This window comes from Streptomyces sp. TLI_171 (genome assembly GCF_003610255.1).
GTDB lineage: Bacteria > Actinomycetota > Actinomycetes > Streptomycetales > Streptomycetaceae > Kitasatospora.
Window position 1 is genome coordinate 3151680 of sequence record NZ_RAPS01000001.1, and the last position, 22184, is coordinate 3173863.

Here is a 22184-nt window from a genome sequence, read left to right on the forward strand (position 1 = left end):
CGGCCGTCTCGCGACGCCTCGCGGGCGTCAGGCGTTCTTGTTCTGCTCCAGGGCGGCGACCGCGCGCTCGGTCACCTCGTCCACCTTGCCGAGGGCGGAGATGGTGACCAGCAGGCCCTGCTCCTGGTAGTAGCCGATGATCGGCTCGGTCTTGGAGTGGTACTCCTCCAGCCGGACCCGCACGGCCTCCTCGGTGTCGTCCGAGCGCTGGTACAGCTCGCCGCCGCACTCGTCGCAGACGCCCTCGGTCTTCGGCGGGTTGTACACCACGTGGAACACGTGGGCGCCGTCGTTGCGGCACAGCCGGCGACCGGCGATCCGCTTGACGACCTCGTCCTCGGGGACCTCAAGGTCCAGCACGCCGTCCAGCGCGATGCCGTTCTCGGCCAGGATGGCGTCCAGCGCCTCCGCCTGGCCCAGGTTGCGCGGGAAGCCGTCCAGCAGGAAGCCTCCTGCGGCGTCCGGCTGGAGCATGCGGTCCTTGGCCATTCCGATGGTGACCTCGTCGGGCACCAGGCGCCCGGCGTCCATGTAGCTCTTGGCCTCGACACCCAGCGGGGTGCCCTGGCTGATGTTCGCGCGGAACAGGTCACCGGTGGAGATGTGGGGAATGGACAGGGTCTTGGCCAGAACGTGCGCCTGAGTACCCTTCCCGGCCCCGGGGGGTCCGACGAGGACGATTCGCATCAGCGGAGGAACCCTTCGTAATTGCGCTGCTGGAGTTGGCTCTCGATCTGCTTCACAGTTTCGAGTCCGACGCCGACGACGATGAGCACGGAGGTGCCGCCGAACGGGAAGTTGGTCTGCTGCCCGAAGGCGACGAGGGCGACCATCGGGATCAACGCGATCAGGCCCAGGTACAGCGAACCCGGCCACGTGATGCGGGTGAGCACGTAGTTCAGGTACTCGGCCGTCGGTCGGCCGGCCCGGATGCCCGGGATGAAGCCACCATACTTCTTCATATTGTCCGCAACTTCTTCGGGGTTGAAGGAGATCGCGACGTAGAAGAAGGCGAAGAACACGATCAGCACGAAGTACGTGGCCATGTAGACCGGGTGGTCACCCTTGACGAAGTGGTTCTTGATCCAGATCGCCCAGTCCGACTGGGAGTTGGTCAACTGCACCACCAGCGCCGGGATGTACAGCAGCGAGGAGGCGAAGATGACCGGGATCACACCGGCCTGGTTGACCTTCAGCGGGATGTAGGTCGAGGTCCCGCCGAAGGAGCGGCGACCGACCATCCGCTTCGCGTACTGCACCGGGATCCGGCGCTGCGCCTGCTCGACGAAGATGACCAGGCAGACCACGATGATGCCGACCGCGATGACCGCGGCGAACTCGCCCCAGCCGTCCAGCAGCTTGCCGGACTCCTTGATGGCCCACATCGAGCCGGGGAAGCCGGCCGCGATCGAGGTGAAGATCAGGATCGACATGCCGTTGCCGATGCCGCGGTCGGTGATCAGCTCACCCAGCCACATGATCACGGTGGTGCCCGCGGTCATGATGATGACCATGGTGGCGATCCGGAAGATCGACTGGTCGGGCACGATGTTGTTGCCCTCGGGGCAGCCGGAGAACAGCGCGCCGCTGGACGCGGTCGCGATGATGCCGGTGCCCTGGAGCACCGCGAGCGCGATGGTCAGGTAGCGGGTGTACTGGGTGATCTTCGTCTGCCCGGCCTGCCCCTCCTTCTTCAGCGCTTCGAGCCGCGGGATGACCACGGTGAGCAGCTGCAGGATGATGCTGGCGGTGATGTACGGCATGATGCCGAGTGCGAAGATCGTCAGCTGCAGCAGTGCGCCGCCGCTGAACAGGTTGACCAACCCGAACAGGCCTGACTTCTGGCCGCTGATGCACGCGTGCACGGCCTCGAAGTTGACCCCGGGTACCGGGATGTGGGCGCCCAGCCGGAACAGCACCATGATGCCCAGCGTGAACAGCAGCTTCTTGCGCAGGTCGGGCGTCTGGAACGCCCGCGCGAACGCACTGAGCACGGTGCCTCCTGCGCCTCCCGCGCGTCGTCGGCGGAAGGGTCGGTCCTGATGTGGGGAAAGGGAACTTCACGGACTCTAACAGTGCCCGGGCGCTCCACAGAAGCGCGTACGGCCGCTCCCCCACTCATGGGGTACGGCTTGCCCGGGTTTGACACACAAATCGAGCACGTGCAAGGGGCCGCAACGAGACCGGGCCCCGCGCTCTCTTTCGCAAGAGGAGCGCGGGGCCCGGTTTCTGTCCGTGCGTCAGATCAGCGACGTCACAGCAGCTCGGTCACCGAGCCGCCGGCGGCGGTGATCTTCTCGGCCGCGGAGCCGGAGACGGCGTCGACCGTCACCTGCAGCGCCACCGCGATGTCGCCCTGGCCGAGGACCTTGACGAGCTCGTTCTTGCGAACGGCGCCCTTCGCGATCAGGTCGGCCACGGTGACCTCGCCACCGTTCGGGTAGAGCTCGGCCAGCTTCTCCAGGTTCACGACCTGGAACTGCTTGTGGGCCGGGTTCTTGAAGCCCTTCAGCTTCGGCAGGCGCATGTGGAGGGGCATCTGGCCACCCTCGAAGCGCTGCGGAACCTGGTAGCGGGCCTTGGTGCCCTTGGTACCACGACCTGCAGTCTTACCCTTGGAGCCCTCACCGCGGCCAACGCGGATCTTGTCCTTCTTGGCACCCGGGGCGGGCTTCAGGTTGTGGAGCTTGATCGGCGAGTCCGACATGATCAGTCCACCTCCTCGACCGTGACGAGGTGGCGAACGGTGTGGACCATGCCGCGGATCTCCGGGCGGTCCTCCTTCACCACGGTGTCGTTCAGCCGCTTGAGGCCGAGCGAACGCAGGGTGTCACGGTGGTTCTGCTTGCTACCGATGTACGACTTGGTCTGAGTGACCTTCAGGCGAGCCATCAGGCGCTCACCCCAGCCGCACGGGCCCGGAGCAGCGCGGCCGGGGCCACGTCCTCCAGGGGCAGGCCACGACGGGCGGCGATCTCCTCGGGGCGCACGAGGCCCTTCAGAGCGGCCACGGTGGCGTGCACGATGTTGATCGCGTTGTCCGAGCCGAGCGACTTCGACAGGATGTCGTGGACGCCGGCGCACTCCAGGACGGCACGCACCGGGCCACCGGCGATAACACCGGTACCGGGGGACGCCGGCTTCAGCAGCACGACGCCGGCGGCCTTCTCACCCTGGATGGGGTGCGGGATGGTGCCCTGGATACGGGGGACCTTGAAGAAGTTCTTCTTGGCCTCCTCAACGCCCTTGGCGATGGCGGCCGGAACCTCCTTCGCCTTGCCGTAACCGACACCGACGGTGCCGTCACCGTCGCCCACCACGACCAGCGCGGTGAAGCTGAAACGACGACCACCCTTGACAACCTTGGCAACACGGTTGATCGCGACGACGCGCTCGACGTAAGCAGTCTTCTCGGCGACCGGGGCGCCGCCCCGCTCGTCACGCTTACGGTCGCGCCGCTCGCCACCCGTGCCGCGACCGGCGCCGCCTTCGCGGCGCTGGGGTCCAGCCATTGGAATTACCTCTCTCGTTTACGTCCGTCGACAGAGTCGACGAGCGGCTTAGAAGTCGAGCCCGGCCTCGCGGGCCGCGTCCGCCAGGGCGGCGATGCGGCCGGCGTACCGGTTGCCCGCGCGGTCGAAGACGACCGACTCGACGCCGGCAGCCTTGGCGCGCTCGGCGACCAGGCTTCCGACCTTCTTGGCCAGCTCGGTCTTGTCGCCCTCGGTGCCCTTGATGGACACGTCGAGGGTGGACGCCGACGCCAGGGTGTGACCCTTGGCGTCGTCGATGACCTGGGCGACCATGTGGCGGTTCGAACGCGTCACGACGAGGCGCGGACGCACCTCGGTGCCGACGACGCGCTTGCGAACGCGAATGGCGCGGCGCTTGCGGGCGGCGTTCTTGTAGGCGTTGCCCTTGCCGATCTTGACAGAGACGCTCATCGCTTACTTACCACTCTTTCCGACCTTGCGGCGGATGACCTCGCCCGCGTACTTGACGCCCTTGGCCTTGTACGGGTCGGGCTTGCGCAGCTTGCGGATCTTCGCGGCGACCTCGCCGACCTTCTGCTTGTCGGTGCCGTCCACGTGGAACTTGGTGGGCGTCTCGACGACGAAGGAGATGCCCTCCGGCGCGGTGACCAGGATCGGGTGGCTGTAGCCCAGCGCGAACTCCATGTCGGAGCCCTTCGCCGTGACTCGGTAACCGACACCGCTGATCTCCAGCGACTTGCGGTAGCCCGCGGTCACGCCGGTGATCATGTTCGCCACCAGCGTGCGCGAAAGGCCGTGCAGGGCCTTCGACTGACGCTCGTCGTTCGGGCGGGTGACGACCAGAGTGCCGTCCTCGCCCTTGCCGATTTCGATCGGCGCGGCGACGACGTGGGTGAGGGTGCCCTTGGGGCCCTTCACCGAGACCGTCTGGCCGTCGATGGTGACGTCCACACCAGCGGGAACCTGGATGGGCAGCCGTCCAATGCGCGACATTGCTGTACCTCCGTTTCCCGAATTACCAGACGTAGGCGAGAACTTCTCCGCCTACGCCCTTCTTGGCGGCCTGCTTGTCGGTCAGGAGGCCGGAGGACGTGGAGATGATCGCCACGCCCAGGCCGCCGAGAACCTTCGGCAGGTTGGTGGACTTTGCGTAAACACGCAGACCCGGCTTGCTGATGCGCTTGATGCCGGCGATGGAGCGCTCACGGTTCGGACCGAACTTGAGCTCGATGGTCAGCTTCTTGCCGACCTCGTTCTCGGTGGGGTCCTCAACCTTGTAGGAGGAGATGTACCCCTCCTGCTGCAGGATCTCGGCGACGTGCGCCTTGATCTTGCTCGACGGCATCACGACGGAGTCGTGGTACGCCGAGTTGGCGTTACGCAGACGAGTGAGCATGTCTGCGATCGGGTCGGTCATGGTCATGGTGGCCTCAGGCCTCTCTCGCCGTGGTTTCTCCGCACCAGGTCCCCCTCCGCGCACTCGCGAAAGAGTGCGAAAGGGGCACAAGCGCAGGGGACCTACGACGTAGTAAGACTGGGTTGTGCGAGCCCTCAACAGAGAGCCGCAGACTCCCCGGGAAGGGGCGCTGCGGCAGGGGCCCGACCCCACAACCTTACGGGATCCTGTCCGGGATCCCAAAAGCCGGGGGTCGGGCACACTGCTTCGCAGGTCAGAGCCGTTGGTAAGGGATTACCAGGAGCTCTTGGTCACGCCCGGCAGCTCGCCGCGGTGCGCCATCTCACGGAGGCACACACGGCACAGGCCGAACTTGCGGTACACCGAGTGCGGACGGCCGCAGCGCTGGCACCGGGTGTACGCCCGGACGCCGAACTTCGGCTTGCGCTCGGACTTAGCGATCAGGGCCTTCTTCGCCATGGCTCACGCCTCCTTGAACGGGAAGCCCAGAGCGCGCAGCAGCGCCCGGCCCTCATCGTCGGTCTGAGCGGTGGTCACGACGGTGATGTCCATACCGCGCTGACGGTCGACCTTGTCCTGGTCGATCTCGTGGAACATGACCTGCTCGGTCAGACCGAAGGTGTAGTTTCCACGGCCGTCGAACTGCTTGGGCGAGAGGCCGCGGAAGTCACGGATACGCGGCAGAGCCAGCGACACCAGACGGTCCACGAACTCCCACATGCGGTCACCACGGAGGGTGACGTGGGCGCCGATCGGCTGACCCTCGCGCAGCTTGAACTGCGCGATGGACTTGCGGGCCTTGGTGACGGCCGGCTTCTGACCGGTGATCGCGGTCAGGTCCTTGATGGCACCCTCGATCAGCTTGCTGTCACGGGCGGCTTCGCCGACACCCATGTTGACCACGACCTTGACCAGGCCGGGGATCAGCATGACGTTCTCGTAGGAGAACTGCTCGTGCAGCTGACCCTTCACCTCGGAGAGGTACTTCTCCTTGAGGCGGGGGGTCACCTTCTCAACAGTCGTCTCAGACATCAGATGTCCTCACCGGTCCGCTTGGCAACGCGGATCTTGTTGCCCTGGTCGTCAAAGCGGTAGCCGACGCGGGTGACGACCTTCTTGCCGTCCTTCTCCACGACCAGCTGGACGTTGGAGACGTGCACCGGGGCCTCGACGGTCACGATGCCACCCTGCGTGCCGGGGCCCGGCTTGGTGTGCTTCTTGACCCGGTTGACACCCTCGACGAGGACCTTGTTGTCAGCGGGCATGGCCTGAATGACCTTGCCCTGCTTGCCCTTGTCCTTGCCGGTGATGACCTGGACCAGGTCACCCTTCTTGATCTTCATGCTGTTCGCCATGGGTCAGAGCACCTCCGGCGCCAGCGAGATGATCTTCATGAACTTCTTGTCGCGCAGCTCGCGGCCCACCGGGCCGAAGATGCGGGTACCGCGGGGGTCGCCATCGGTGTTCTTGAGAACGACAGCGGCGTTCTCGTCGAAACGGATGTACGAGCCGTCCGGACGGCGGCGCTCCTTGACGGTGCGAACGACGACGCACTTGACGACGTCGCCCTTCTTCACCGAGCCGCCGGGGATCGCGTCCTTGACGGTGGCGACGATGACGTCGCCGATACCGGCGTAGCGGCGACCGGAGCCACCGAGAACGCGGATGCAGAGAATCTCCTTGGCACCCGTGTTGTCGGCGACGCGCAGTCGCGACTCCTGCTGGATCACAGCTTTCTCCTGATCGTCAACAAGTGTTGACGGGCCGGCCGCTGCTCACACCCGCGCCCCTGGGGGCCTGGTGCACATACGGCCGTACCGCGAACAACCTTGTTACTTGGCCTTCTCGAGGATCTCGACGACGCGCCAGCGCTTCGTCGCGGACAGCGGCCGGGTCTCCATCAGGAGGACACGGTCGCCGACACCGCACGCGTTCTGCTCGTCGTGCGCCTTCAGCTTGTTGGTACGGCGGATGACCTTGCCGTACAGCGCGTGCTTGACGCGGTCCTCGACGGCGACGACGACGGTCTTGTCCATCTTGTCGCTGACGACCAGACCCTCGCGGGTCTTGCGGAAACCGCGCGTCTCGTTGGTGTTCTCAGTCATCAGGCGTTCTCCACCGTCTCGATGCCCAGCTCGCGCTCGCGCATCAGGGTGTAGATCCGCGCGATGTCCTTACGGACCAGCCGGAGCCGTCCGTGGTTGTCGAGCTGCCCGGTCGCCGCCTGGAAGCGGAGGTTGAACAGCTCCTCCTTGGCCTCACGGAGCTTGGCAACGAGAGCCTCGTTGTCCAGTTCGCGAAGCTCAGCAGCCTTGGTAGCGGCCGACATCAGCTCTCACCGTCCTCGCGCCGAACGATCCGGCACTTCATCGGAAGCTTGTGCGCGGCACGGGTGAGCGCCTCGCGAGCAATCTTCTCGTTCGGGTACGACAGTTCGAACATGACCCGACCCGGGTGCACGTTCGCGATCCACCACTCCGGCGAACCCTTACCGGAACCCATGCGGGTCTCGGCCGGCTTCTTGGTGAGCGGGCGGTCCGGGTAGATGTTGATCCAGACCTTGCCGCCACGACGGATGTGACGGGTGATCGCGATACGAGCGGACTCGATCTGACGGTTCGTCACGTAGGCCGGGGTCACGGCCTGGATGCCGAACTGGCCGAACGCCAGCTCGGTGCCACCCTTGGCCGCGCCGCGGCGCTTCGGGTGGTGCTGCTTGCGGTGCTTGACCCGACGGGGGATCAGCATGAGGGTCAGGCCTCCGTTCCGGTGTTCTCAGCGGCGGCCGGAGCCTCCACCGCGGCAGCCGGGGCCTGGGCCTCGGCAGCGGCGGGACGGCGGCCACGGCCACCGCGCTCGCCACCACGGCCACCGCGCTCGCCACCGCGGGCGGGACGACCGCCCTCGGGACGGGCCGGACGGTTGCCGGAGCGGGCAGCGGCGTTCTCAGCGCGGACCTCGGCGATGTTCTTGACGTCGCCCTTGTAGATCCAGACCTTCACGCCGATGCGGCCGAAGGTGGTCTTGGCCTCGAAGAAGCCGTAGTCGACGTTCGCGCGCAGGGTGTGCAGCGGCACACGGCCTTCGCGGTAGAACTCCGAACGGCTCATCTCGGCGCCGCCGAGACGACCGGAGCACTGGACCTTGATGCCCTTGGCGCCGGCCTTCATGGTCGACTGCATGCTCTTGCGCATGGCGCGACGGAAGGAGACGCGGGAGGACAGCTGCTCCGCGACGCCCTGAGCCACGAGCTGGGCGTCCAGCTCGGGGTTCTTGACCTCGAGGATGTTCAGCTGGACCTGCTTGCCGGTCAGCTTCTCCAGGTTGCCCCGGATCTTGTCGGCCTCCGCGCCGCGGCGGCCGATCACGATGCCCGGACGGGCGGTGTGGATGTCCACGCGGACGCGGTCACGGGTGCGCTCGATCTCGACCTTGGAGATGCCGGCGCGCTCCATGCCCTTCGTCATGAGACGACGGATGGCGACGTCTTCCTTGACGTAGTCCTTGTACAGCTTGTCGGCGTACCAGCGGGACTTGAAGTCCGTGCTGATGCCGAGGCGGAACCCGTGCGGGTTAACCTTCTGGCCCATTACCGGGTCCCTTCCTTGCTGCTGACGACCACGGTGATGTGGCTGGTCCGCTTGCGGATCCGGTAGGCACGGCCCTGGGCGCGCGGACGGAACCGCTTCAGGGTCGGGCCCTCGTCAACGTACGCCTCGGAGATGTAGAGGTCGTCCGTGTTGGAGTGGTTGTAGTTGTGCGCGGCGTTGGCGATGGCGCTGTTGAGCACCTTGCCGACCGGCACAGTGGCAGCCTGCGGAGCGAAACGCAGGACCGCCTGGGCCTCCGTGGCCGGCAGGCCACGGATGAGGTCCACCACGCGGCGGGCCTTCATGGGCGTGACGCGGATGTACCGCGCCTGGGCCCTGGCTTCCATGGTTGTCCCCTTAATGGAGTAAGTCACTTTGTCGTTCTGGCGCTACAGCTCGCGGAAGCGATTAGCGACGCTTCGACTTGCGGTCTTCCTTCACGTGCCCCTTGAAGGTGCGCGTGGGAGCGAACTCGCCGAGCTTGTGGCCGACCATCGACTCGGTGACGAACACCGGGACGTGCTTGCGGCCATCGTGAACCGCGATCGTGTGGCCGAGCATGGCCGGGGAGATCACGGAACGACGGGACCAGGTCTTGATGACGTTCTGCGTGCCCGCCTCGTTCTGCACGTCCACCTTCTTCTGAAGGTGGTCGTCGATGAAGGGGCCCTTCTTGAGACTGCGCGGCATCTGACCTGCTCCTAGCGCTTCTTGTTGGTCTTGCGGCGGCGCACGATGAGGGAGTCCGACGCCTTGTTCGGGCGACGGGTGCGGCCCTCGGGCTTGCCCCACGGCGAGACCGGGTGGCGACCACCGGAGGTCTTACCCTCACCACCACCGTGCGGGTGGTCGATCGGGTTCATGGCCACACCACGCACGGTCGGGCGGACGCCCTTCCAGCGCATACGGCCGGCCTTGCCCCAGTTGATGTTCGACTGCTCGGCGTTGCCGACCTCGCCGACGGTGGCGCGGCAGCGCGCGTCGACCAGGCGGATCTCACCGGAGGGCATGCGCAGGTGCGCCATGCGGCCCTCACGGGCGAGCAGCTGAATGCCGGAACCCGCGGAGCGGGCCAGCTTGGCGCCACCGCCGGGACGGAGCTCCACCGCGTGGATGGTGGTACCGACCGGGATGTTGCGCAGCGGCAGGTTGTTGCCCGGCTTGATGTCGGCGCCAGCGCCGTTCTCGATCCGGTCACCCTGCGCGACGCCGCGGGGGGCGATGATGTAGCGCTTCTCGCCGTCCGCGTAGTGCAGGAGCGCGATGCGCGCGGTGCGGTTGGGGTCGTACTCGATGTGTGCGACCTTGGCCGGCACGCCGTCCTTGTCGTGACGACGGAAGTCGATCAGACGGTAGGCGCGCTTGTGACCGCCACCCTGGTGGCGAGCAGTGACACGACCGGCGTTGTTACGGCCGCCCTTGCTGTGCAGCGGGCGAACCAGCGACTTCTCCGGCGTGGACCGCGTGATTTCGACGAAGTCGGCCACGCTGGAGCCACGACGGCCCGGCGTAGTCGGCTTGTACTTGCGGATACCCATTTCTGTCCTCGTCCTTTACGACGATCGCAGTCCCTGACGAAACGTCAGGAGACCGGACCACCGAAGATGTCGATGCGGTTGCCCTCGGCCAGCGTCACGATCGCGCGCTTGGTGTCCTTGCGCTTGCCGAAACCGGTGCGGGAGCGCTTGCGCTTGCCCTGGCGGTTCAGCGTGTTCACGGCCTCGACCTTGACCGAGAAGACCGCCTCGACGGCCTGCTTGATCTGGGTCTTGTTGGCACCGGGAGCCACGACGAACGTGTACTTGTTCTCGTCGAGGAGCGAGTAGCTCTTCTCGGAGATAACCGGCTTGATCAGGACGTCACGGGGGTCCGTGAACGTCTTGGAGGTGATCTCGCTCATCAGGCGGCAGTCCCTTCGAGCTCGCCCTCAGCAGCAACAGCCTTGGCGGAAGCGGCCGGACCGGCCACGAAACGCTCGAAGGCGGCCTGGGTGAAGACCACATCGTCGGAGACGAGCACGTCGTAGGTGTTCAGCTGGCCGGCGTCCAGGATGTGCACGTTCGGCAGGTTGCGAGCGGACAGGATGCCCAGCTCGTCCTCGCGCTCGACCACCAGGAGGAGGTTCTTGCGCTCCGAGATCTTGCCGAACAGGACCTTGGCGGCCTTGGTCGACGGGCCCTCGGTCGCGGTCACGCCGGTGACGACGTGGATGCGCTCGTGGTGCGCCCGGTCGGTGAGCGCGCTGCGCAGGGCGGCGGCGATCATCTTCTTCGGGGTCCGCTGCGAGTAGTCACGCGGCACGGGACCGTGCACGACGCCACCACCGGCGAACTGCGGCGCGCGGGTCGAGCCCTGACGGGCGCGGCCGGTGCCCTTCTGGCGGTACGGCTTCTTGCCGCCGCCACGGACCTCGCCGCGGCGCTTGACCTTGTGAGTGCCCTGACGGGCCGCAGCGAGCTGCGCCACGACGACCTGGTGCATCAGCGGGATGCTGATCTTGGCGTCGAAGATCTCGGCGGGCAGCTCGAGGCTGCCGGCCTTGTCGCCGGCCGGCGACAGGATGTCAATGGTCGTCATTTCCTTCACAGCCCCTTCGCCGCGGTGCGGACGAGGACGAGGCCGCCGTTCGGGCCCGGGATCGCGCCCTTGATGAGCAGCAGACCCTTCTCCGCGTCGACCGCGTGCACGGTCAGGTTCTGGGTGGTCACACGCTCGTGGCCCATCCGACCCGCCATGCGCATGCCCTTGAACACACGGCCCGGGGTGGCGCAGCCACCGATGGAACCGGGCGAGCGGTGCTTGCGCTGGGTGCCGTGACCGGCGCCGAGGCCCTTGAAGTTGTGACGCTTCATGACACCGGCGAAGCCCTTGCCCTTGGAGGTGCCGGTCACGTCGACCTTGACACCCGCCTCGAACAGCTCAGCGGTGATCTCCTGGCCCAGGGCGTACTCGGAGGCGTCCGAGGTACGGAGCTCGACCAGGTGACGGCGGGGGGTGACACCGGCCTTGGCGAAGTGGCCCTGGAGGGGCTTGTTCACCTTGCGGGGGTCGATCTCGCCGAAGCCGATCTGGACGGCGTCGTAGCCGGCCGGGCTGTCGGCGGTGTGGACCTGGGTCACGACATTGGGCCCAGCCTTGACGACGGTCACCGGGACGACCCGGTTGTTCTCGTCCCAGACCTGGGTCATGCCGAGCTTCTCGCCCAGGATGCCCTTAATCTGCTTAGCCATCTTCGGTGCGCCTCTCAGAGCTTGATCTCGATGTCGACGCCCGCCGGCAGGTCGAGACGCATCAGCGAGTCAACCGTCTTCGGCGTGGGGTCGAGGATGTCGATCAGACGCTTGTGAGTGCGCATCTCGAAGTGCTCGCGCGAGTCCTTGTACTTGTGCGGCGAGCGGATGACGCAGTACACGTTCTTCTCAGTGGGCAGCGGCACCGGGCCCGCGACCTGCGCACCAGTACGGATCACCGTCTCGACGATCTTCTTCGCCGAGGAGTCGATGACCTCGTGGTCGTAGGCCTTGAGCCGGATGCGGATCTTCTGTCCCGCCATGGCTACTCCGTAGTCCTTTGAGTCGTACGTTGCTTCGCGACTCCTCCGACCCCCGCGCTCGGGCGTGTCGCACTCGCGCTTGCAAAAAACCGGCGAACAGATTCGTCGGCTTCGAACTGCTGGAGGAGGTGAGCCGGGCCGGTACCCCGCGTACGCTTCCCGGAAGATTCCCGTACTTTCGCCCCGCAGCTGCCGCGGTGTCGCTTACACACCACTGCACCCACACACAGCACGTGGGCACATGAACGGCCATTCACGGGAACGACGAGTACATGGGACTCGCTTCCAGTCCTCCCGACGGGAGGCGCGCAGCATCGGTACTCAACCGAGCAACTCAGACATCCTGCCACAGAACGCGGGCGATACGCCAATCGGGTTCACCCGCAGGGGTGCACGTCACACCCCTTGTCCGGCCGGCAAACCTGTTCCGGCCGGAGAAACGCCGAGGGCCCGGCCCACTCCCTCGCGGGAGCGGACCGGGCCCTGCAGTTGACCAGGGGTCAGAGCGTCAATTACTTGACGATCTTGGTGACCTGGCCGGCGCCGACGGTGCGGCCACCCTCACGGATGGCGAACTTCAGGCCCTCCTCCATGGCGACCGGCTGGATCAGCGCGACCGTCATGGCGGTGTTGTCGCCCGGCATGACCATCTCGGTGCCCTCGGGGAGGGTCACGACGCCGGTCACGTCAGTGGTACGGAAGTAGAACTGCGGGCGGTAGTTGTTGAAGAAGGGGGTGTGACGACCACCCTCGTCCTTCGACAGGATGTAGGCCTGGGCCTCGAAGTCGGTGTGCGGCGTGACCGAACCCGGCTTGATGATGACCTGGCCGCGCTCGACGTCCTCGCGCTTGATGCCGCGGAGCAGCAGACCGACGTTCTCACCGGCCTGGCCCTCGTCGAGCAGCTTGCGGAACATCTCGATACCGGTGACCGTGGTGGTGGTCTTGGTGGTCTTGATGCCGATGATGTCGACGGTCTCGTTGACCTTGAGGATGCCGCGCTCGATACGACCGGTGACGACGGTGCCACGACCGGTGATCGTGAAGACGTCCTCGATCGGCATCAGGAACGGCTGGTCGGTGAGGCGGGCCGGGGTCGGGATGGCCTCGTCGACGGCGTGCATGAGGCCGAGGAGCTTCTCGCCCCACTCCTTGTCGCCCTCGAGCGCCTTGAGCGCCGAGACGCGGACGACCGGCAGGTCGTCGCCCGGGAACTCGTACTCGGAGAGGAGCTCACGGACCTCGAGCTCGACGAGCTCCAGGATCTCCTCGTCGTCCACCATGTCGGCCTTGTTCAGGGCGACGACGATGTAGGGGACGCCGACCTGGCGGGCCAGGAGCACGTGCTCCTTGGTCTGCGGCATCGGGCCGTCGGTGGCGGCGACGACGAGGATCGCACCGTCCATCTGGGCCGCACCGGTGATCATGTTCTTGATGTAGTCGGCGTGACCCGGGCAGTCGACGTGGGCGTAGTGACGCGCCTCGGTCTGGTACTCGACGTGCGCGATCGAGATGGTGATACCGCGCTGACGCTCCTCCGGGGCCTTGTCGATCTGGTCGAACGGCGTGAAGGGGTTGATGTCCGGGTACGCGTCGTGCAGCACCTTGGTGATGGCCGCGGTCAGCGTGGTCTTACCGTGGTCGATGTGACCGATGGTGCCGATGTTGACGTGGGGCTTCGTCCGCTCGAACTTCGCCTTCGCCACTGCAGTCCTCCTGAGGACAGTTCTGTACGCCGTACGACGTCAGTTGGTCTGGATCGGGTTTTTGGAACGGGGCGCTGGTGGCGCCCCATTGCCGTCCCGCGGGTGGGGGTGCCGGAGGGCTCCCGGGCGGAACCCGGACGGGTGTCGTCCGGGTGCCCTCCTTCTAGCCTAAAGGTTCTGGTTCATCCCGATTACCGGGACGTCACTCGCCCTTGGCCTTGGCGATGATGTCGTCCGCCACGTTCCGCGGAACCTCGGCGTACGAGTCGAACTGCATCGAGTAGCTCGCGCGACCAGAGGTCTTGCTGCGCAGGTCACCGACGTAGCCGAACATCTCGGAGAGCGGCACCAGCGCCTTGACGACGCGGGCACCGTGACGCTCCTCCATGGCCCGGATCTGGCCACGGCGGGAGTTGATGTCGCCGATCACGTCGCCCATGTAGTCCTCGGGGGTGGTGACCTCGACGGCCATCATCGGCTCGAGCAGAGCCGGCGACGCCTTCTTGGCACCTTCCTTGAACGCCATGGAACCGGCGATCTTGAACGCCAGCTCGGACGAGTCGACGTCGTGCGACGCGCCGTCGAGCAGGCTGACGCGGACGCCCTGGAGCGGGTAGCCGGCGAGCACGCCGAACTCCATGGCCTCCTGGCAACCGGCGTCCACCGAGGGGATGTACTCCTTCGGAACGCGGCCACCGGTGACCTTGTTCACGAACTCGTAGCCCTCGCCGGACTCCAGCGGCTCGATCGCGATCTGGATCTTCGCGAACTGGCCGGAACCACCGGTCTGCTTCTTGTGCGTGTAGTCGATGCGCTCGACGGCCTTGCGGATCGTCTCGCGGTACGCGACCTGCGGCTTGCCGACGTTGGCCTCGACCTTGAACTCACGGCGCATACGGTCGACCAGCACCTCGAGGTGCAGCTCGCCCATACCCGCGATGATGGTCTGGCCGGTCTCTTCGTCGGTGTTGACCTGGAAGGACGGGTCCTCCTCGGCCAGGCGCTGGATGGCGACACCCAGCTTCTCCTGGTCGCCCTTGGACTTGGGCTCGATCGCGACGCGGATGACCGGGGCCGGGAAGTCCATGGACTCCAGGATGACCGGCTGCTTCTCGTCGGACAGCGTCTCACCGGTGGTGGTCTGCTTCAGGCCCATCACGGCGATGATGTCGCCGGCGCCCACCGAGTCGATCTCCTCACGCTTGTTCGCGTGCATGCGGTAGATCTTGCCGATGCGCTCCTTCTTGCCCTTGACGGAGTTCAGCACCGAGGTGCCGGACTCCAGGCGGCCGGAGTACACGCGGACGAAGGTGAGCTTGCCCAGGTGCGGGTCAGACATGATCTTGAACGCGAGCGCGGCGAGCGGCTCGTCGTCAGAGGCCTGACGGACGATCTTCTCGTCGGGGTTGTTCGGCTTGGTGCCCTCGATGCCCTCGATGTCGAGGGGCGACGGCAGGTACTTCACAACCGCGTCGAGCAGGGGCTGGACGCCCTTGTTCTTGAACGCCGAGCCGCAGAAGATCGGGGTGAAGTCCGAGTTCAGCGTGCCCTTGCGGATCGCGGCGACCAGCAGCTCCTCGGGGATGTCCTCGCCCTCCAGGGCGAGCTCCATCACCTCGTCGCTGACGTTCGACACGGTGTCGAGCAGCTGCTCGCGGTACTCCGCCGCCTTGTCGGCGAGGTCGGCCGGGATGTCGACGACGTCGTACATCTCGCCCTTGGGAGCGTCCGCGGACCAGACCAGGGCCTTCATCTTCACCAGGTCGACGACACCGGTGAAGTCACCCTCGGCGCCGATCGGGAGCTGCATGACCAGCGGGGTGGCGCCGAGGCGGTCCACGATGGTCTGCACGCAGAAGTAGAAGTCGGCGCCCGTGCGGTCCAGCTTGTTGATGAAGCAGATGCGCGGGACGCCGTAGCGGTCAGCCTGCCGCCACACGGTCTCGGACTGGGGCTCGACACCGGCGACGCCGTCGAACACCGTCACGCCACCGTCGAGCACGCGCAGCGAGCGCTCCACCTCGACGGTGAAGTCGACGTGGCCCGGGGTGTCGATGATGTTGATGGTGTTGTCAACGCCGTCGAGGGTCCAGTGACAGGTCGTCGCGGCCGACGTGATGGTGATGCCGCGCTCCTGCTCCTGCTCCATCCAGTCCATGGTGGCAGCGCCATCGTGGACCTCACCGATCTTGTACGAGACACCGGTGTAGAACAGGATCCGCTCGGTGGTGGTGGTCTTGCCCGCGTCGATGTGCGCCATGATCCCGATGTTGCGGACCTTGGCGAGGTCAAGGGAGGTTGCAGCCATGGTGGCTCGTTCTCTCTCTGTCTAGTGACGGGGTTCGGACTACCAGCGGTAGTGCGCGAAGGCCTTGTTGGACTCGGCCATCTTGTGGGTGTCCTCGCGACGCTTCACGGAAGCGCCCAGGCCGTTGCTGGCGTCGAGGATCTCGTTGAGCAGACGCTCGGTCATGGTCTTCTCGCGACGGGCGCGGGAGTAGCCGACCAGCCAGCGCAGCGCCAGGGTGTTGGCGCGGCCCGGACGGACCTCGACCGGCACCTGGTAGGTGGCGCCGCCGACGCGGCGGGACTTGACCTCGAGGGTCGGCTTGACGTTCTCCAGGGCGCGCTTGAGCGCGACCACCGGGTCGGCGCCGGTCTTCTCGCGGACACCCTCGAGGGCGCCGTAGACGATCCGCTCGGCGGTGGAGCGCTTGCCGTGCAGCAGGATCTTGTTGACCAGCGAGGTCACGAGCGGCGAGCCGTAGACCGGGTCGATGATGACCGGGCGCTTCGGGGCGGGACCCTTACGAGGCATTCTTACTTCTCCTTCTTGGCGCCGTAGCGGCTACGAGCCTGCTTGCGGTTCTTGACACCCTGGGTGTCGAGCGAGCCGCGGATGATCTTGTAGCGGACACCAGGAAGGTCCTTCACACGGCCACCGCGGACCAGCACGATGGAGTGCTCCTGCAGGTTGTGGCCCTCGCCCGGAATGTAGGCGGTGACCTCGATCCCGCTGGTGAGGCGCACACGGGCGACCTTACGAAGCGCCGAGTTCGGCTTCTTCGGGGTGGTCGTGTACACACGCGTGCAGACGCCGCGGCGCTGGGGCGAACCCTTCAGTGCGGGCGTCTTGTTCTTCTCGACCTTGTCCTGCCGGCCCTTTCGGACCAGCTGCTGGATCGTAGGCACCGTTTCTCCGTTTTCTGTGTGCCAAGGCTTGGTGGAACTAACCTGCGGTATGGCCCGCACCCTCCGACCCACGCGGTCGGGTGTGTTGGCCTTCTTCGGGGGAAGAATCGCGGAATCCCATGAGCTGCGCTGCGGCTACGGCGCACACCGAGCGGGTGGAGTCTCCGCTGCGGCGGCCGATCTGCTGGCACGCACAAGGACCCGGGCACACCCCAGGCACAAGGTCAGAGCGTACCTAGCGCACAGGCGGCGGTCAAAACAAATGGGGCGCGCCCGGCCGGGCGCGCGTCCCGGCGCCGCACGGGCCGGGTGCGCGCGTCGTCCGGACGTCGGGTGCGCGTCGCACCGGTTCAGGGACCGGTGCCGGGCCCGGTCACCGAGGCGATGATCACCAGGAAGAGCAGCAGTGACCATCCGGCGATCGTCACCCAGCCCAGGATCAGGCCGGTCAGCGCCATGCCGTCGCCCTGCTCGCCGGTGCGGCGGATCTGCGAGCGGGCCATGTGACCGGTGATCACCGCGGGCACGCCGGAGAGGCCGCCGGTGAAGAAGACCAGGCCGCCGAGGACCAGCGAGGCGACCGCCAGGCCGTTGCGCGGCGGGAGCGGCTGGTACGCGGGCAGGAAGGTCGGCGGCACCACCGGAACGGCGGCGCCCATCGGCAGCACCATCGGCCCGGCCGGCAGGTCGGCCACCAGGGCGGCCAACTGCCCGTAGGTGGCGGCCTGGTGGGCGGTGCCCATGCGCTGCTCGAACTCGGGCGCGGACAGCCGGCCCTCCGCGTAGGCGGCCCGCAGCACGTCCACGGTGCGCTCGCGGTCGGCGTGCGCCGCGCGCATCGCGGCCTGCGGCGTCGACGCCGGCCGCCACGGCTGCTGCCCGTACGGCGCCGGAGATCCCCACTGACCGGCCATCGCCGCCACCTCCCGATTCCCCGCGCTGCGAGTGCGCTCCCAGCATGCAGGACGTTCGGGCGCGCCAGGTAGTTGCCGACGGGGTACCAGTACCGCCGAACGGGGGATGGGACGGGGCGGCGGAACGATCATAGGGTCGGGTGACGGGCCCGCTCCGGACGCCTCCGGACCGCTCCGGACCCAGCCGCACCGACCCCGACAAGGAGTGCCCCGCCATGGAGGCGACCACCCCGCCGCCCGCCGTCTCGATCCGCGACCTGTGGAAGCGCTTCGGCGCGCAGACCGCCGTCGCCGGGCTGAACCTCGACCTGCCCGCCGGTTCGTTCATCGGCCTGGTCGGTCCGAACGGCGCCGGCAAGACCACCACGCTGTCGATGGTCACCGGCCTGCTCCGCCCCGACCGGGGCACGGTGCTGGTGCACGGCGCCGACGTCTGGCAGGACCCGGTCGCGGTCAAGGCCAGGATCGGCATCCTGCCCGAGGGGCTGCGGATGTTCGAGCGGCTCAGCGGACGCGAACTGCTGCAGTACAACGGACGGCTGCGCGGACTGCCCGGCCCCGAGACCGACCGGCGCGCCGAGGAACTGCTGGCCGTGCTCGACCTGACCGGCGCCGCGGGCAAGCTGGTCGCCGACTACTCGACCGGCATGCGCAAGAAGATCGGCCTGGCCGCCGCGCTGCTGCACAACCCCGACGTGCTGTTCCTCGACGAACCGTTCGAGGGCGTCGACCCGGTCTCCGCGCAGACCATCCGCGGCGTGCTCACCCGGTACGCGGGCTCCGGCTCCACCGTGGTGTTCTCCAGCCACGTGATGGAGCTCGTCGAGTCGCTGTGCGACTGGGTCGCGGTGGTCAACGCCGGGCAGGTGGTGGCTGCCGGGCCGATCGACCAGGTCCGCGGCGCCACCTCGCTGCACCAGGCGTTCCTCGGACTGGTCGGGGTCCGCGAGGACGACGGCCAGGCGCTCGGCTGGCTCGGTGGGGGCCACCGGTGAGCACCGCCGTCGCCCCCGACGACCGCGCCGTCGTCCGCGCCCTCGTCTCGCTCAAGGTCCGGCTGCTGCGCAACGGGCTGCGGCGCAGCCCCGGCCGCGCCGCCGGGTACGTCCTCGGCACCGCGTTCGGCCTGCTGATCGGCCTGTCCGCCGCGGCCGGGCTGGTGGTGCTGCACGGCCGGGCCGGCGCGGCCGACGCGGCCGCGGTGCTCACTGCCGGGCTGACGGTCTGCTGGGCCGCCATGCCGCTGTTCTTCTTCTCCGGCGACGAGAGCGGCGACCCGACCCGGCTCACCATGCTGCCGCTGCGGCCGCCCGCGCTGCTGCGCGGCACCCTGCTCGGCAGCCTGATCGGCCCCGGCCCGCTGATCAACGGGCTGCTGCTGGCCGGCGCCGCGGCCGCCGCCGGGCGCGGCGCCGCCTCGCTGACCGTCGCGGTGGCGGCGGTGCCGCTGACCCTGCTCACCCTGATCGCGCTGACCCGGGCGGTGGCGGCCGGCAACGCCCGGGTGCTGTCCAGCCGGCGCGGCAAGGACTTCGCCATCTTCGGCGGACTGCTGTTCGCGGTGCTGGTGCAGCTCGGCAACCTGGGCGTGCAGAGCTCGCTGAACGGCTCCGGCAAGGGCGTCGACCTGTCGGTGCTGCACCCGTACGCCTCGGTGGTGCGGTGGATCCCGCCGGTCGCCGCGATCGACGCGGTGCGCTCCGCCGGGGAGGGCGCCTACCTGGTCGCGGCCCTCCAACTGGCGCTCACCGCGGGCCTGCTGGCCGTGCTGCTGCGCTGGTGGCTGCGCAGCCTGCAGGACCTGATGGTCACCGGCGACTCCTCCACCCTGGTGGAGACCTCCCCCGCCGCCTCCACCCGGGCCGCCCGCGGCTGGCGGCTGCTGCCCGCCGGCCGGGTCGGCGCGGTCGCCCAGCGGCACCTGCGGTACGCCTGGCGGGAGCCGCGGGCCAAGGCCGCGATCTTCACCGGCATCGGCATGACCGGCGTGTTCGCGGTGCTGTCGGTGGTCCAGGGCTGGGGCTCGGTGTACGTGATCGCGGCCGGCGGGCTGATGCTCGGCCTGCAGGGCGGCAACCTGTTCGGCATGGACGGCTCCGGGTTCTGGATGGTCGCCGCCACCCTGACCACCCGTCAGGACGCCCGCGACGAACTGCGCGGGCGGGTGCTCGCGGTCCTCGCGTACGGCCTGCCGGTGCTGGTGCTGCTCGCCCCCGTGGTCGCCGCCGTCACCGGCGGCTGGGGCGACCTCGCGCCCGCCCTCGGCCTGGCCCTCGCCGCGTTCGGCACCAGCCTCGGCCTGGGCTGCCTGTTCAGCGTGTACGCCCCGTTCGCGCTGCCCGCGGACGGCAACCCGATGCGCAACGCCGCCCCCGGGCAGAACGGCGTCGTGATGGCCAACGCGTTCGGTTCGATGGTCGGCGTCGCGCTGTGCTGCCTGCCGGTCGGCGCGCTGCTCGGCTACCTGCTGCTCGACCACCACCCGGCCTGGCCGGTGCTCCCGGTGGGCGTGCTCTACGGCGCCCTGCTGGCCCTGCTCGGCATCCGGATCGCCTCCCGCGCGCTGCTCGCCCGCGCCCCCGAGATCCTCGCCCGGGTGATCGAGCGCTGACCCGCCCTCAACTCCCCGGGCGCGCCGCTGTCATGCTGCGCGCCCGGCCCTTTCCCGGGCACCCTGGGGAGGGACGGCATGGTGGGCACGCCGGTCTTCATGGCGCCCGAGCAGCTCCTCGACGCGCAGGTCGGCCCCGACCGTGGATCGCCGCGGTCCGGGCGCTCGACCCGCAGCTCGCCGGGACCGTCGAACTCGACCTCGCCCAGGAGCTCGCCGTCCGCCTTCCGGACGGCGCCGCCCTGCTCGCCCTGCTCGCCCGCGACGGGACCGCTCCGCAGGACCGGATCGCCCGGGGCCGGAGCACGCTGGGGCTCCGAGGCCGGCCGGGCACCACGGGCCGGTCCGGCATCATGGAGGGCGAACCCCCTCGTCTCCCGCAGGAAGCAGGAACCGCCGTGGCCAGCACCGATCAGCCCGTGGACGAGCTGGTGGCGGAGGCGGTGGGCCGGGTGCTGGCGGCGCCGGCCGGGGGGCTGGAGTTCGTGGTGGACGGGGCGGCGTCGGGGCTGGCGGCCTCGGTCGAGCGGTGGCCGGCGGTGAGCCGGGCGCTGCTGGCGTTCGCGGAGCGCTCGGTGGGCCGGTGCTGGGCGGCGGGGTGGCGTCCGGCGGACCTGGTGCGGGTGGCGCGGCGCGAGCTGGGCCCGGTGCAGGTCGCGCTGGCGGTGGACCTGATCGCGGCGGAGTCCCGCCGGCACCCGGCCGCGGCCCTGGACCGCCGCTGGCGCGAGCAGCTGCGGGAGCTGGAGGCGGAGCAGTGGTGGCCGTCCGACGAGGCGTTCCTGGGCGAGTTCGCGTCCCGGCACCGGCTGGACCGCTTCGCGCTGGCGACGGCGGCGCTGGAGCTGCTGCGGGTGTGGGCGCTGCTGCCTCCGGTGACGCCGGTCGGGTCGGTGCCGGGGCAGTCCGCGCCGCGGGCGGGTGCGCCGCGGGCCGACGAGCCGCGGATGCTGGGCCGGATCCGGGCGCTGCTGGCGAAGGCCGAGTCGACCGACTTCCCGGACGAGGCGGAGGCGCTGACCGCGAAGGCGCAGGAGTTGATGGCGCGTCACTCGATCGACGAGGCGCTGCTGTCGGCGTCCGGCGGGCCGTCGGCGGACGATCCGGGCGCGATCCGGATCGGCGTGGACAACCCGTACGAGGGCCCCAAGACGATGCTGCTGGACGCGGTGGCGGCGGCGAACCGGTGCCGGGTGGTGTGGGCGAAGGAGTTCGGGTTCTGCACCGTGATCGGGTTCGACGCGGACCTGGACGCGGTGGAGCTGCTGTACACCTCGCTGCTGGTGCAGGCGACGGCGGCGATGCACCGGGCGGGCAGCCGCAAGCACAAGGACGGGGCGGCGCGCACCAAGGCGTTCCGGCAGTCGTTCCTGGTGGCGTACGCGGCGCGGATCCGGGAGCGGTTGGCGGACGCCACCGAGCGCGCCACCGAGGACGCGGCGGCCGGGCGGCCGGTGCACGGCGAGGACGGCGGCGCGGACGGGGTCCGGCTGCCCGCCCCCGGCGGGGGGCTGCTGCCGGTACTGGCGGCCCGGGCGGAGGCGGTGGAGGACGCGGTTGGCAGGATGTTCCCGAAACTGGTGTCGCAGCGGGTGCGGGTGAGTGACGGCGAGGGCTGGGTCGAGGGCCGGGCCGCCGCCGACCGGGCGTCGCTGCACCGGGGTTCGGGTCGGATCGAGCGCTGACGGACCGTCAGTCGCGGCACGA

The 22184-nt window shown here is 68.5% G+C and carries 31 protein-coding genes; 3 read left to right on the plus strand and 28 right to left on the minus strand.

Going from position 1 to position 22184, the window contains the following annotated elements:
- Nucleotides 1-27 precede the first annotated feature (27 nt).
- The 28 genes from BX266_RS14235 to BX266_RS14370 form a co-directional block, all read right to left on the minus strand.
- The gene (locus BX266_RS14235) at nt 28-687 is read right to left on the minus strand and encodes an adenylate kinase (RefSeq protein ID WP_099899917.1); all 660 of its coding nucleotides are present in this window, start codon (nt 685-687) and stop codon (nt 28-30) included.
- Nucleotides 687-1994 (minus strand): preprotein translocase subunit SecY, encoded by a 1308-nt coding sequence (gene secY, locus BX266_RS14240; protein ID WP_099899919.1) that lies wholly within the window; start codon nt 1992-1994, stop codon nt 687-689. Before secY ends, BX266_RS14235 begins: the two co-directional genes overlap by 1 nt.
- A gap of 260 nt (nt 1995-2254) precedes the next feature.
- Complete coding sequence (gene rplO, locus BX266_RS14245) at nt 2255-2707, minus strand: 50S ribosomal protein L15 (protein WP_399169626.1); 453 nt, start codon at nt 2705-2707, stop codon at nt 2255-2257.
- A gap of 2 nt (nt 2708-2709) precedes the next feature.
- Nucleotides 2710-2892, minus strand: coding sequence for a 50S ribosomal protein L30 (gene rpmD / locus BX266_RS14250; RefSeq protein ID WP_014136270.1), 183 nt, complete (start codon nt 2890-2892; stop codon nt 2710-2712).
- Entirely contained in the window at nt 2892-3512 is a 621-nt protein-coding gene (gene rpsE / locus BX266_RS14255) for a 30S ribosomal protein S5 (RefSeq protein ID WP_043914567.1), read from the minus strand. Before rpsE ends, rpmD begins: the two co-directional genes overlap by 1 nt.
- Nucleotides 3513-3560: 48 nt before the next feature.
- Nucleotides 3561-3944, minus strand: coding sequence for a 50S ribosomal protein L18 (gene rplR, locus BX266_RS14260; protein ID WP_035863513.1), 384 nt, complete (start codon nt 3942-3944; stop codon nt 3561-3563).
- A 3-nt stretch (nt 3945-3947) separates the two neighbouring features.
- Nucleotides 3948-4487 (minus strand): 50S ribosomal protein L6, encoded by a 540-nt coding sequence (gene rplF, locus BX266_RS14265; RefSeq protein ID WP_099899923.1) that lies wholly within the window; start codon nt 4485-4487, stop codon nt 3948-3950.
- A 22-nt stretch (nt 4488-4509) separates the two neighbouring features.
- Nucleotides 4510-4917 carry a 30S ribosomal protein S8 gene (rpsH, locus tag BX266_RS14270; protein ID WP_043914570.1) on the minus strand — a complete coding sequence of 136 codons (408 nt, stop codon included), beginning with the start codon at nt 4915-4917 and terminating at the stop codon, nt 4510-4512.
- Between the two features lie 267 nt (nt 4918-5184).
- The gene (locus tag BX266_RS14275) at nt 5185-5370 is read right to left on the minus strand and encodes a type Z 30S ribosomal protein S14 (protein ID WP_008747480.1); all 186 of its coding nucleotides are present in this window, start codon (nt 5368-5370) and stop codon (nt 5185-5187) included.
- A 3-nt stretch (nt 5371-5373) separates the two neighbouring features.
- Nucleotides 5374-5943 (minus strand): 50S ribosomal protein L5, encoded by a 570-nt coding sequence (gene rplE / locus BX266_RS14280; protein ID WP_030457412.1) that lies wholly within the window; start codon nt 5941-5943, stop codon nt 5374-5376.
- A complete protein-coding gene (gene rplX, locus BX266_RS14285) occupies nt 5943-6254 on the minus strand; it encodes a 50S ribosomal protein L24 (protein WP_035872243.1) in 312 nt (103 codons plus the stop codon). Before rplX ends, rplE begins: the two co-directional genes overlap by 1 nt.
- Nucleotides 6255-6269: 15 nt before the next feature.
- The gene (gene rplN / locus BX266_RS14290; RefSeq protein WP_030300391.1) at nt 6270-6641 is read right to left on the minus strand and encodes a 50S ribosomal protein L14; all 372 of its coding nucleotides are present in this window, start codon (nt 6639-6641) and stop codon (nt 6270-6272) included.
- Nucleotides 6642-6743: 102 nt separating this feature from the next.
- On the minus strand, nt 6744-7016 hold the full coding sequence (rpsQ, locus tag BX266_RS14295) for a 30S ribosomal protein S17 (RefSeq protein ID WP_014136278.1): 273 nt from the start codon (nt 7014-7016) through the stop codon (nt 6744-6746).
- A complete protein-coding gene (gene rpmC, locus BX266_RS14300; protein ID WP_030457414.1) occupies nt 7016-7240 on the minus strand; it encodes a 50S ribosomal protein L29 in 225 nt (74 codons plus the stop codon). The genes rpsQ and rpmC overlap by 1 nt, the downstream gene beginning before the upstream one ends.
- On the minus strand, nt 7240-7659 hold the full coding sequence (rplP, locus tag BX266_RS14305; RefSeq protein WP_030457415.1) for a 50S ribosomal protein L16: 420 nt from the start codon (nt 7657-7659) through the stop codon (nt 7240-7242). The genes rpmC and rplP overlap by 1 nt, the downstream gene beginning before the upstream one ends.
- A 5-nt stretch (nt 7660-7664) precedes the next feature.
- On the minus strand, nt 7665-8501 hold the full coding sequence (gene rpsC / locus BX266_RS14310) for a 30S ribosomal protein S3 (RefSeq protein ID WP_099899925.1): 837 nt from the start codon (nt 8499-8501) through the stop codon (nt 7665-7667).
- Nucleotides 8501-8848 (minus strand): 50S ribosomal protein L22, encoded by a 348-nt coding sequence (gene rplV / locus BX266_RS14315; protein ID WP_099899927.1) that lies wholly within the window; start codon nt 8846-8848, stop codon nt 8501-8503. The genes rpsC and rplV overlap by 1 nt, the downstream gene beginning before the upstream one ends.
- A gap of 61 nt (nt 8849-8909) precedes the next feature.
- Nucleotides 8910-9191: a 30S ribosomal protein S19 gene (gene rpsS, locus BX266_RS14320; RefSeq protein ID WP_014136283.1), complete on the minus strand. Its 282-nt coding sequence runs from the start codon at nt 9189-9191 to the stop codon at nt 8910-8912.
- Nucleotides 9192-9202: 11 nt separating this feature from the next.
- Complete coding sequence (gene rplB, locus BX266_RS14325) at nt 9203-10039, minus strand: 50S ribosomal protein L2 (protein WP_030457418.1); 837 nt, start codon at nt 10037-10039, stop codon at nt 9203-9205.
- Between the two features lie 44 nt (nt 10040-10083).
- The gene (gene rplW, locus BX266_RS14330) at nt 10084-10401 is read right to left on the minus strand and encodes a 50S ribosomal protein L23 (RefSeq protein WP_099899929.1); all 318 of its coding nucleotides are present in this window, start codon (nt 10399-10401) and stop codon (nt 10084-10086) included.
- Nucleotides 10401-11078, minus strand: coding sequence for a 50S ribosomal protein L4 (gene rplD, locus BX266_RS14335; protein WP_099899931.1), 678 nt, complete (start codon nt 11076-11078; stop codon nt 10401-10403). Before rplD ends, rplW begins: the two co-directional genes overlap by 1 nt.
- A 5-nt stretch (nt 11079-11083) precedes the next feature.
- Complete coding sequence (gene rplC / locus BX266_RS14340; RefSeq protein ID WP_099899933.1) at nt 11084-11731, minus strand: 50S ribosomal protein L3; 648 nt, start codon at nt 11729-11731, stop codon at nt 11084-11086.
- A gap of 14 nt (nt 11732-11745) precedes the next feature.
- A complete protein-coding gene (rpsJ, locus tag BX266_RS14345; protein WP_012785157.1) occupies nt 11746-12054 on the minus strand; it encodes a 30S ribosomal protein S10 in 309 nt (102 codons plus the stop codon).
- A 512-nt stretch (nt 12055-12566) separates the two neighbouring features.
- Nucleotides 12567-13760, minus strand: a complete 1194-nt coding sequence (gene tuf / locus BX266_RS14350; protein WP_030457430.1) for an elongation factor Tu — start codon at nt 13758-13760, stop codon at nt 12567-12569.
- A 202-nt stretch (nt 13761-13962) separates the two neighbouring features.
- Nucleotides 13963-16068, minus strand: a complete 2106-nt coding sequence (gene fusA, locus BX266_RS14355) for an elongation factor G (protein WP_099899935.1) — start codon at nt 16066-16068, stop codon at nt 13963-13965.
- A gap of 39 nt (nt 16069-16107) precedes the next feature.
- A complete protein-coding gene (gene rpsG / locus BX266_RS14360; protein ID WP_030457432.1) occupies nt 16108-16578 on the minus strand; it encodes a 30S ribosomal protein S7 in 471 nt (156 codons plus the stop codon).
- A gap of 2 nt (nt 16579-16580) precedes the next feature.
- A complete protein-coding gene (rpsL, locus tag BX266_RS14365; protein ID WP_014144289.1) occupies nt 16581-16952 on the minus strand; it encodes a 30S ribosomal protein S12 in 372 nt (123 codons plus the stop codon).
- A 350-nt stretch (nt 16953-17302) separates the two neighbouring features.
- Nucleotides 17303-17866: a DUF1707 and DUF4190 domain-containing protein gene (locus BX266_RS14370; RefSeq protein WP_310794781.1), complete on the minus strand. Its 564-nt coding sequence runs from the start codon at nt 17864-17866 to the stop codon at nt 17303-17305.
- 215 nt (nt 17867-18081) lie between these two features.
- On the opposite strand from BX266_RS14370, the gene BX266_RS14375 reads away from it, so the two are divergent.
- The 3 genes from BX266_RS14375 (at nt 18082) to BX266_RS14385 (ending at nt 22162) form a co-directional block, all read left to right on the plus strand.
- Nucleotides 18082-18861 carry an ABC transporter ATP-binding protein gene (locus BX266_RS14375; protein ID WP_099899937.1) on the plus strand — a complete coding sequence of 260 codons (780 nt, stop codon included), beginning with the start codon at nt 18082-18084 and terminating at the stop codon, nt 18859-18861.
- Nucleotides 18858-20477: a transporter gene (locus BX266_RS14380; protein WP_107490721.1), complete on the plus strand. Its 1620-nt coding sequence runs from the start codon at nt 18858-18860 to the stop codon at nt 20475-20477. The genes BX266_RS14375 and BX266_RS14380 overlap by 4 nt, the downstream gene beginning before the upstream one ends.
- Nucleotides 20478-20875: 398 nt before the next feature.
- Nucleotides 20876-22162: a DUF2786 domain-containing protein gene (locus tag BX266_RS14385; RefSeq protein ID WP_099899939.1), complete on the plus strand. Its 1287-nt coding sequence runs from the start codon at nt 20876-20878 to the stop codon at nt 22160-22162.
- The last annotated feature ends 22 nt before the right edge of the window (nt 22163-22184 follow it).

What these genes read in the sequence shown, in the direction of transcription:
- BX266_RS14235 (WP_099899917.1), bottom strand. Translation starts at nt 687, where the DNA reads ATGCGAATCGTCCTCGTCGGACCCCCCGGGGCCGGGAAGGGTACTCAG.
- rplO (WP_399169626.1), bottom strand. Translation starts at nt 2,707, where the DNA reads ATGTCGGACTCGCCGATCAAGCTCCACAACCTGAAGCCCGCCCCGGGT.
- rpmD (WP_014136270.1), bottom strand. Translation starts at nt 2,892, where the DNA reads ATGGCTCGCCTGAAGGTCACTCAGACCAAGTCGTACATCGGTAGCAAG.
- rpsE (WP_043914567.1), bottom strand. Translation starts at nt 3,512, where the DNA reads ATGGCTGGACCCCAGCGCCGCGAAGGCGGCGCCGGTCGCGGCACGGGT.
- rplR (WP_035863513.1), bottom strand. Translation starts at nt 3,944, where the DNA reads ATGAGCGTCTCTGTCAAGATCGGCAAGGGCAACGCCTACAAGAACGCC.
- rplF (WP_099899923.1), bottom strand. Translation starts at nt 4,487, where the DNA reads ATGTCGCGCATTGGACGGCTGCCCATCCAGGTTCCCGCTGGTGTGGAC.
- rpsH (WP_043914570.1), bottom strand. Translation starts at nt 4,917, where the DNA reads ATGACCATGACCGACCCGATCGCAGACATGCTCACTCGTCTGCGTAAC.
- BX266_RS14275 (WP_008747480.1), bottom strand. Translation starts at nt 5,370, where the DNA reads ATGGCGAAGAAGGCCCTGATCGCTAAGTCCGAGCGCAAGCCGAAGTTC.
- rplE (WP_030457412.1), bottom strand. Translation starts at nt 5,943, where the DNA reads ATGTCTGAGACGACTGTTGAGAAGGTGACCCCCCGCCTCAAGGAGAAG.
- rplX (WP_035872243.1), bottom strand. Translation starts at nt 6,254, where the DNA reads ATGAAGATCAAGAAGGGTGACCTGGTCCAGGTCATCACCGGCAAGGAC.
- rpsQ (WP_014136278.1), bottom strand. Translation starts at nt 7,016, where the DNA reads ATGACTGAGAACACCAACGAGACGCGCGGTTTCCGCAAGACCCGCGAG.
- rpmC (WP_030457414.1), bottom strand. Translation starts at nt 7,240, where the DNA reads ATGTCGGCCGCTACCAAGGCTGCTGAGCTTCGCGAACTGGACAACGAG.
- rplP (WP_030457415.1), bottom strand. Translation starts at nt 7,659, where the DNA reads ATGCTGATCCCCCGTCGGGTCAAGCACCGCAAGCAGCACCACCCGAAG.
- rpsC (WP_099899925.1), bottom strand. Translation starts at nt 8,501, where the DNA reads ATGGGCCAGAAGGTTAACCCGCACGGGTTCCGCCTCGGCATCAGCACG.
- rplV (WP_099899927.1), bottom strand. Translation starts at nt 8,848, where the DNA reads ATGGAAGCCAGGGCCCAGGCGCGGTACATCCGCGTCACGCCCATGAAG.
- rpsS (WP_014136283.1), bottom strand. Translation starts at nt 9,191, where the DNA reads ATGCCGCGCAGTCTCAAGAAGGGCCCCTTCATCGACGACCACCTTCAG.
- rplB (WP_030457418.1), bottom strand. Translation starts at nt 10,039, where the DNA reads ATGGGTATCCGCAAGTACAAGCCGACTACGCCGGGCCGTCGTGGCTCC.
- rplW (WP_099899929.1), bottom strand. Translation starts at nt 10,401, where the DNA reads ATGAGCGAGATCACCTCCAAGACGTTCACGGACCCCCGTGACGTCCTG.
- rplD (WP_099899931.1), bottom strand. Translation starts at nt 11,078, where the DNA reads ATGACGACCATTGACATCCTGTCGCCGGCCGGCGACAAGGCCGGCAGC.
- rplC (WP_099899933.1), bottom strand. Translation starts at nt 11,731, where the DNA reads ATGGCTAAGCAGATTAAGGGCATCCTGGGCGAGAAGCTCGGCATGACC.
- rpsJ (WP_012785157.1), bottom strand. Translation starts at nt 12,054, where the DNA reads ATGGCGGGACAGAAGATCCGCATCCGGCTCAAGGCCTACGACCACGAG.
- fusA (WP_099899935.1), bottom strand. Translation starts at nt 16,068, where the DNA reads ATGGCTGCAACCTCCCTTGACCTCGCCAAGGTCCGCAACATCGGGATC.
- rpsG (WP_030457432.1), bottom strand. Translation starts at nt 16,578, where the DNA reads ATGCCTCGTAAGGGTCCCGCCCCGAAGCGCCCGGTCATCATCGACCCG.
- BX266_RS14370 (WP_310794781.1), bottom strand. Translation starts at nt 17,866, where the DNA reads ATGGCCGGTCAGTGGGGATCTCCGGCGCCGTACGGGCAGCAGCCGTGG.
- BX266_RS14375 (WP_099899937.1), top strand. Translation starts at nt 18,082, where the DNA reads ATGGAGGCGACCACCCCGCCGCCCGCCGTCTCGATCCGCGACCTGTGG.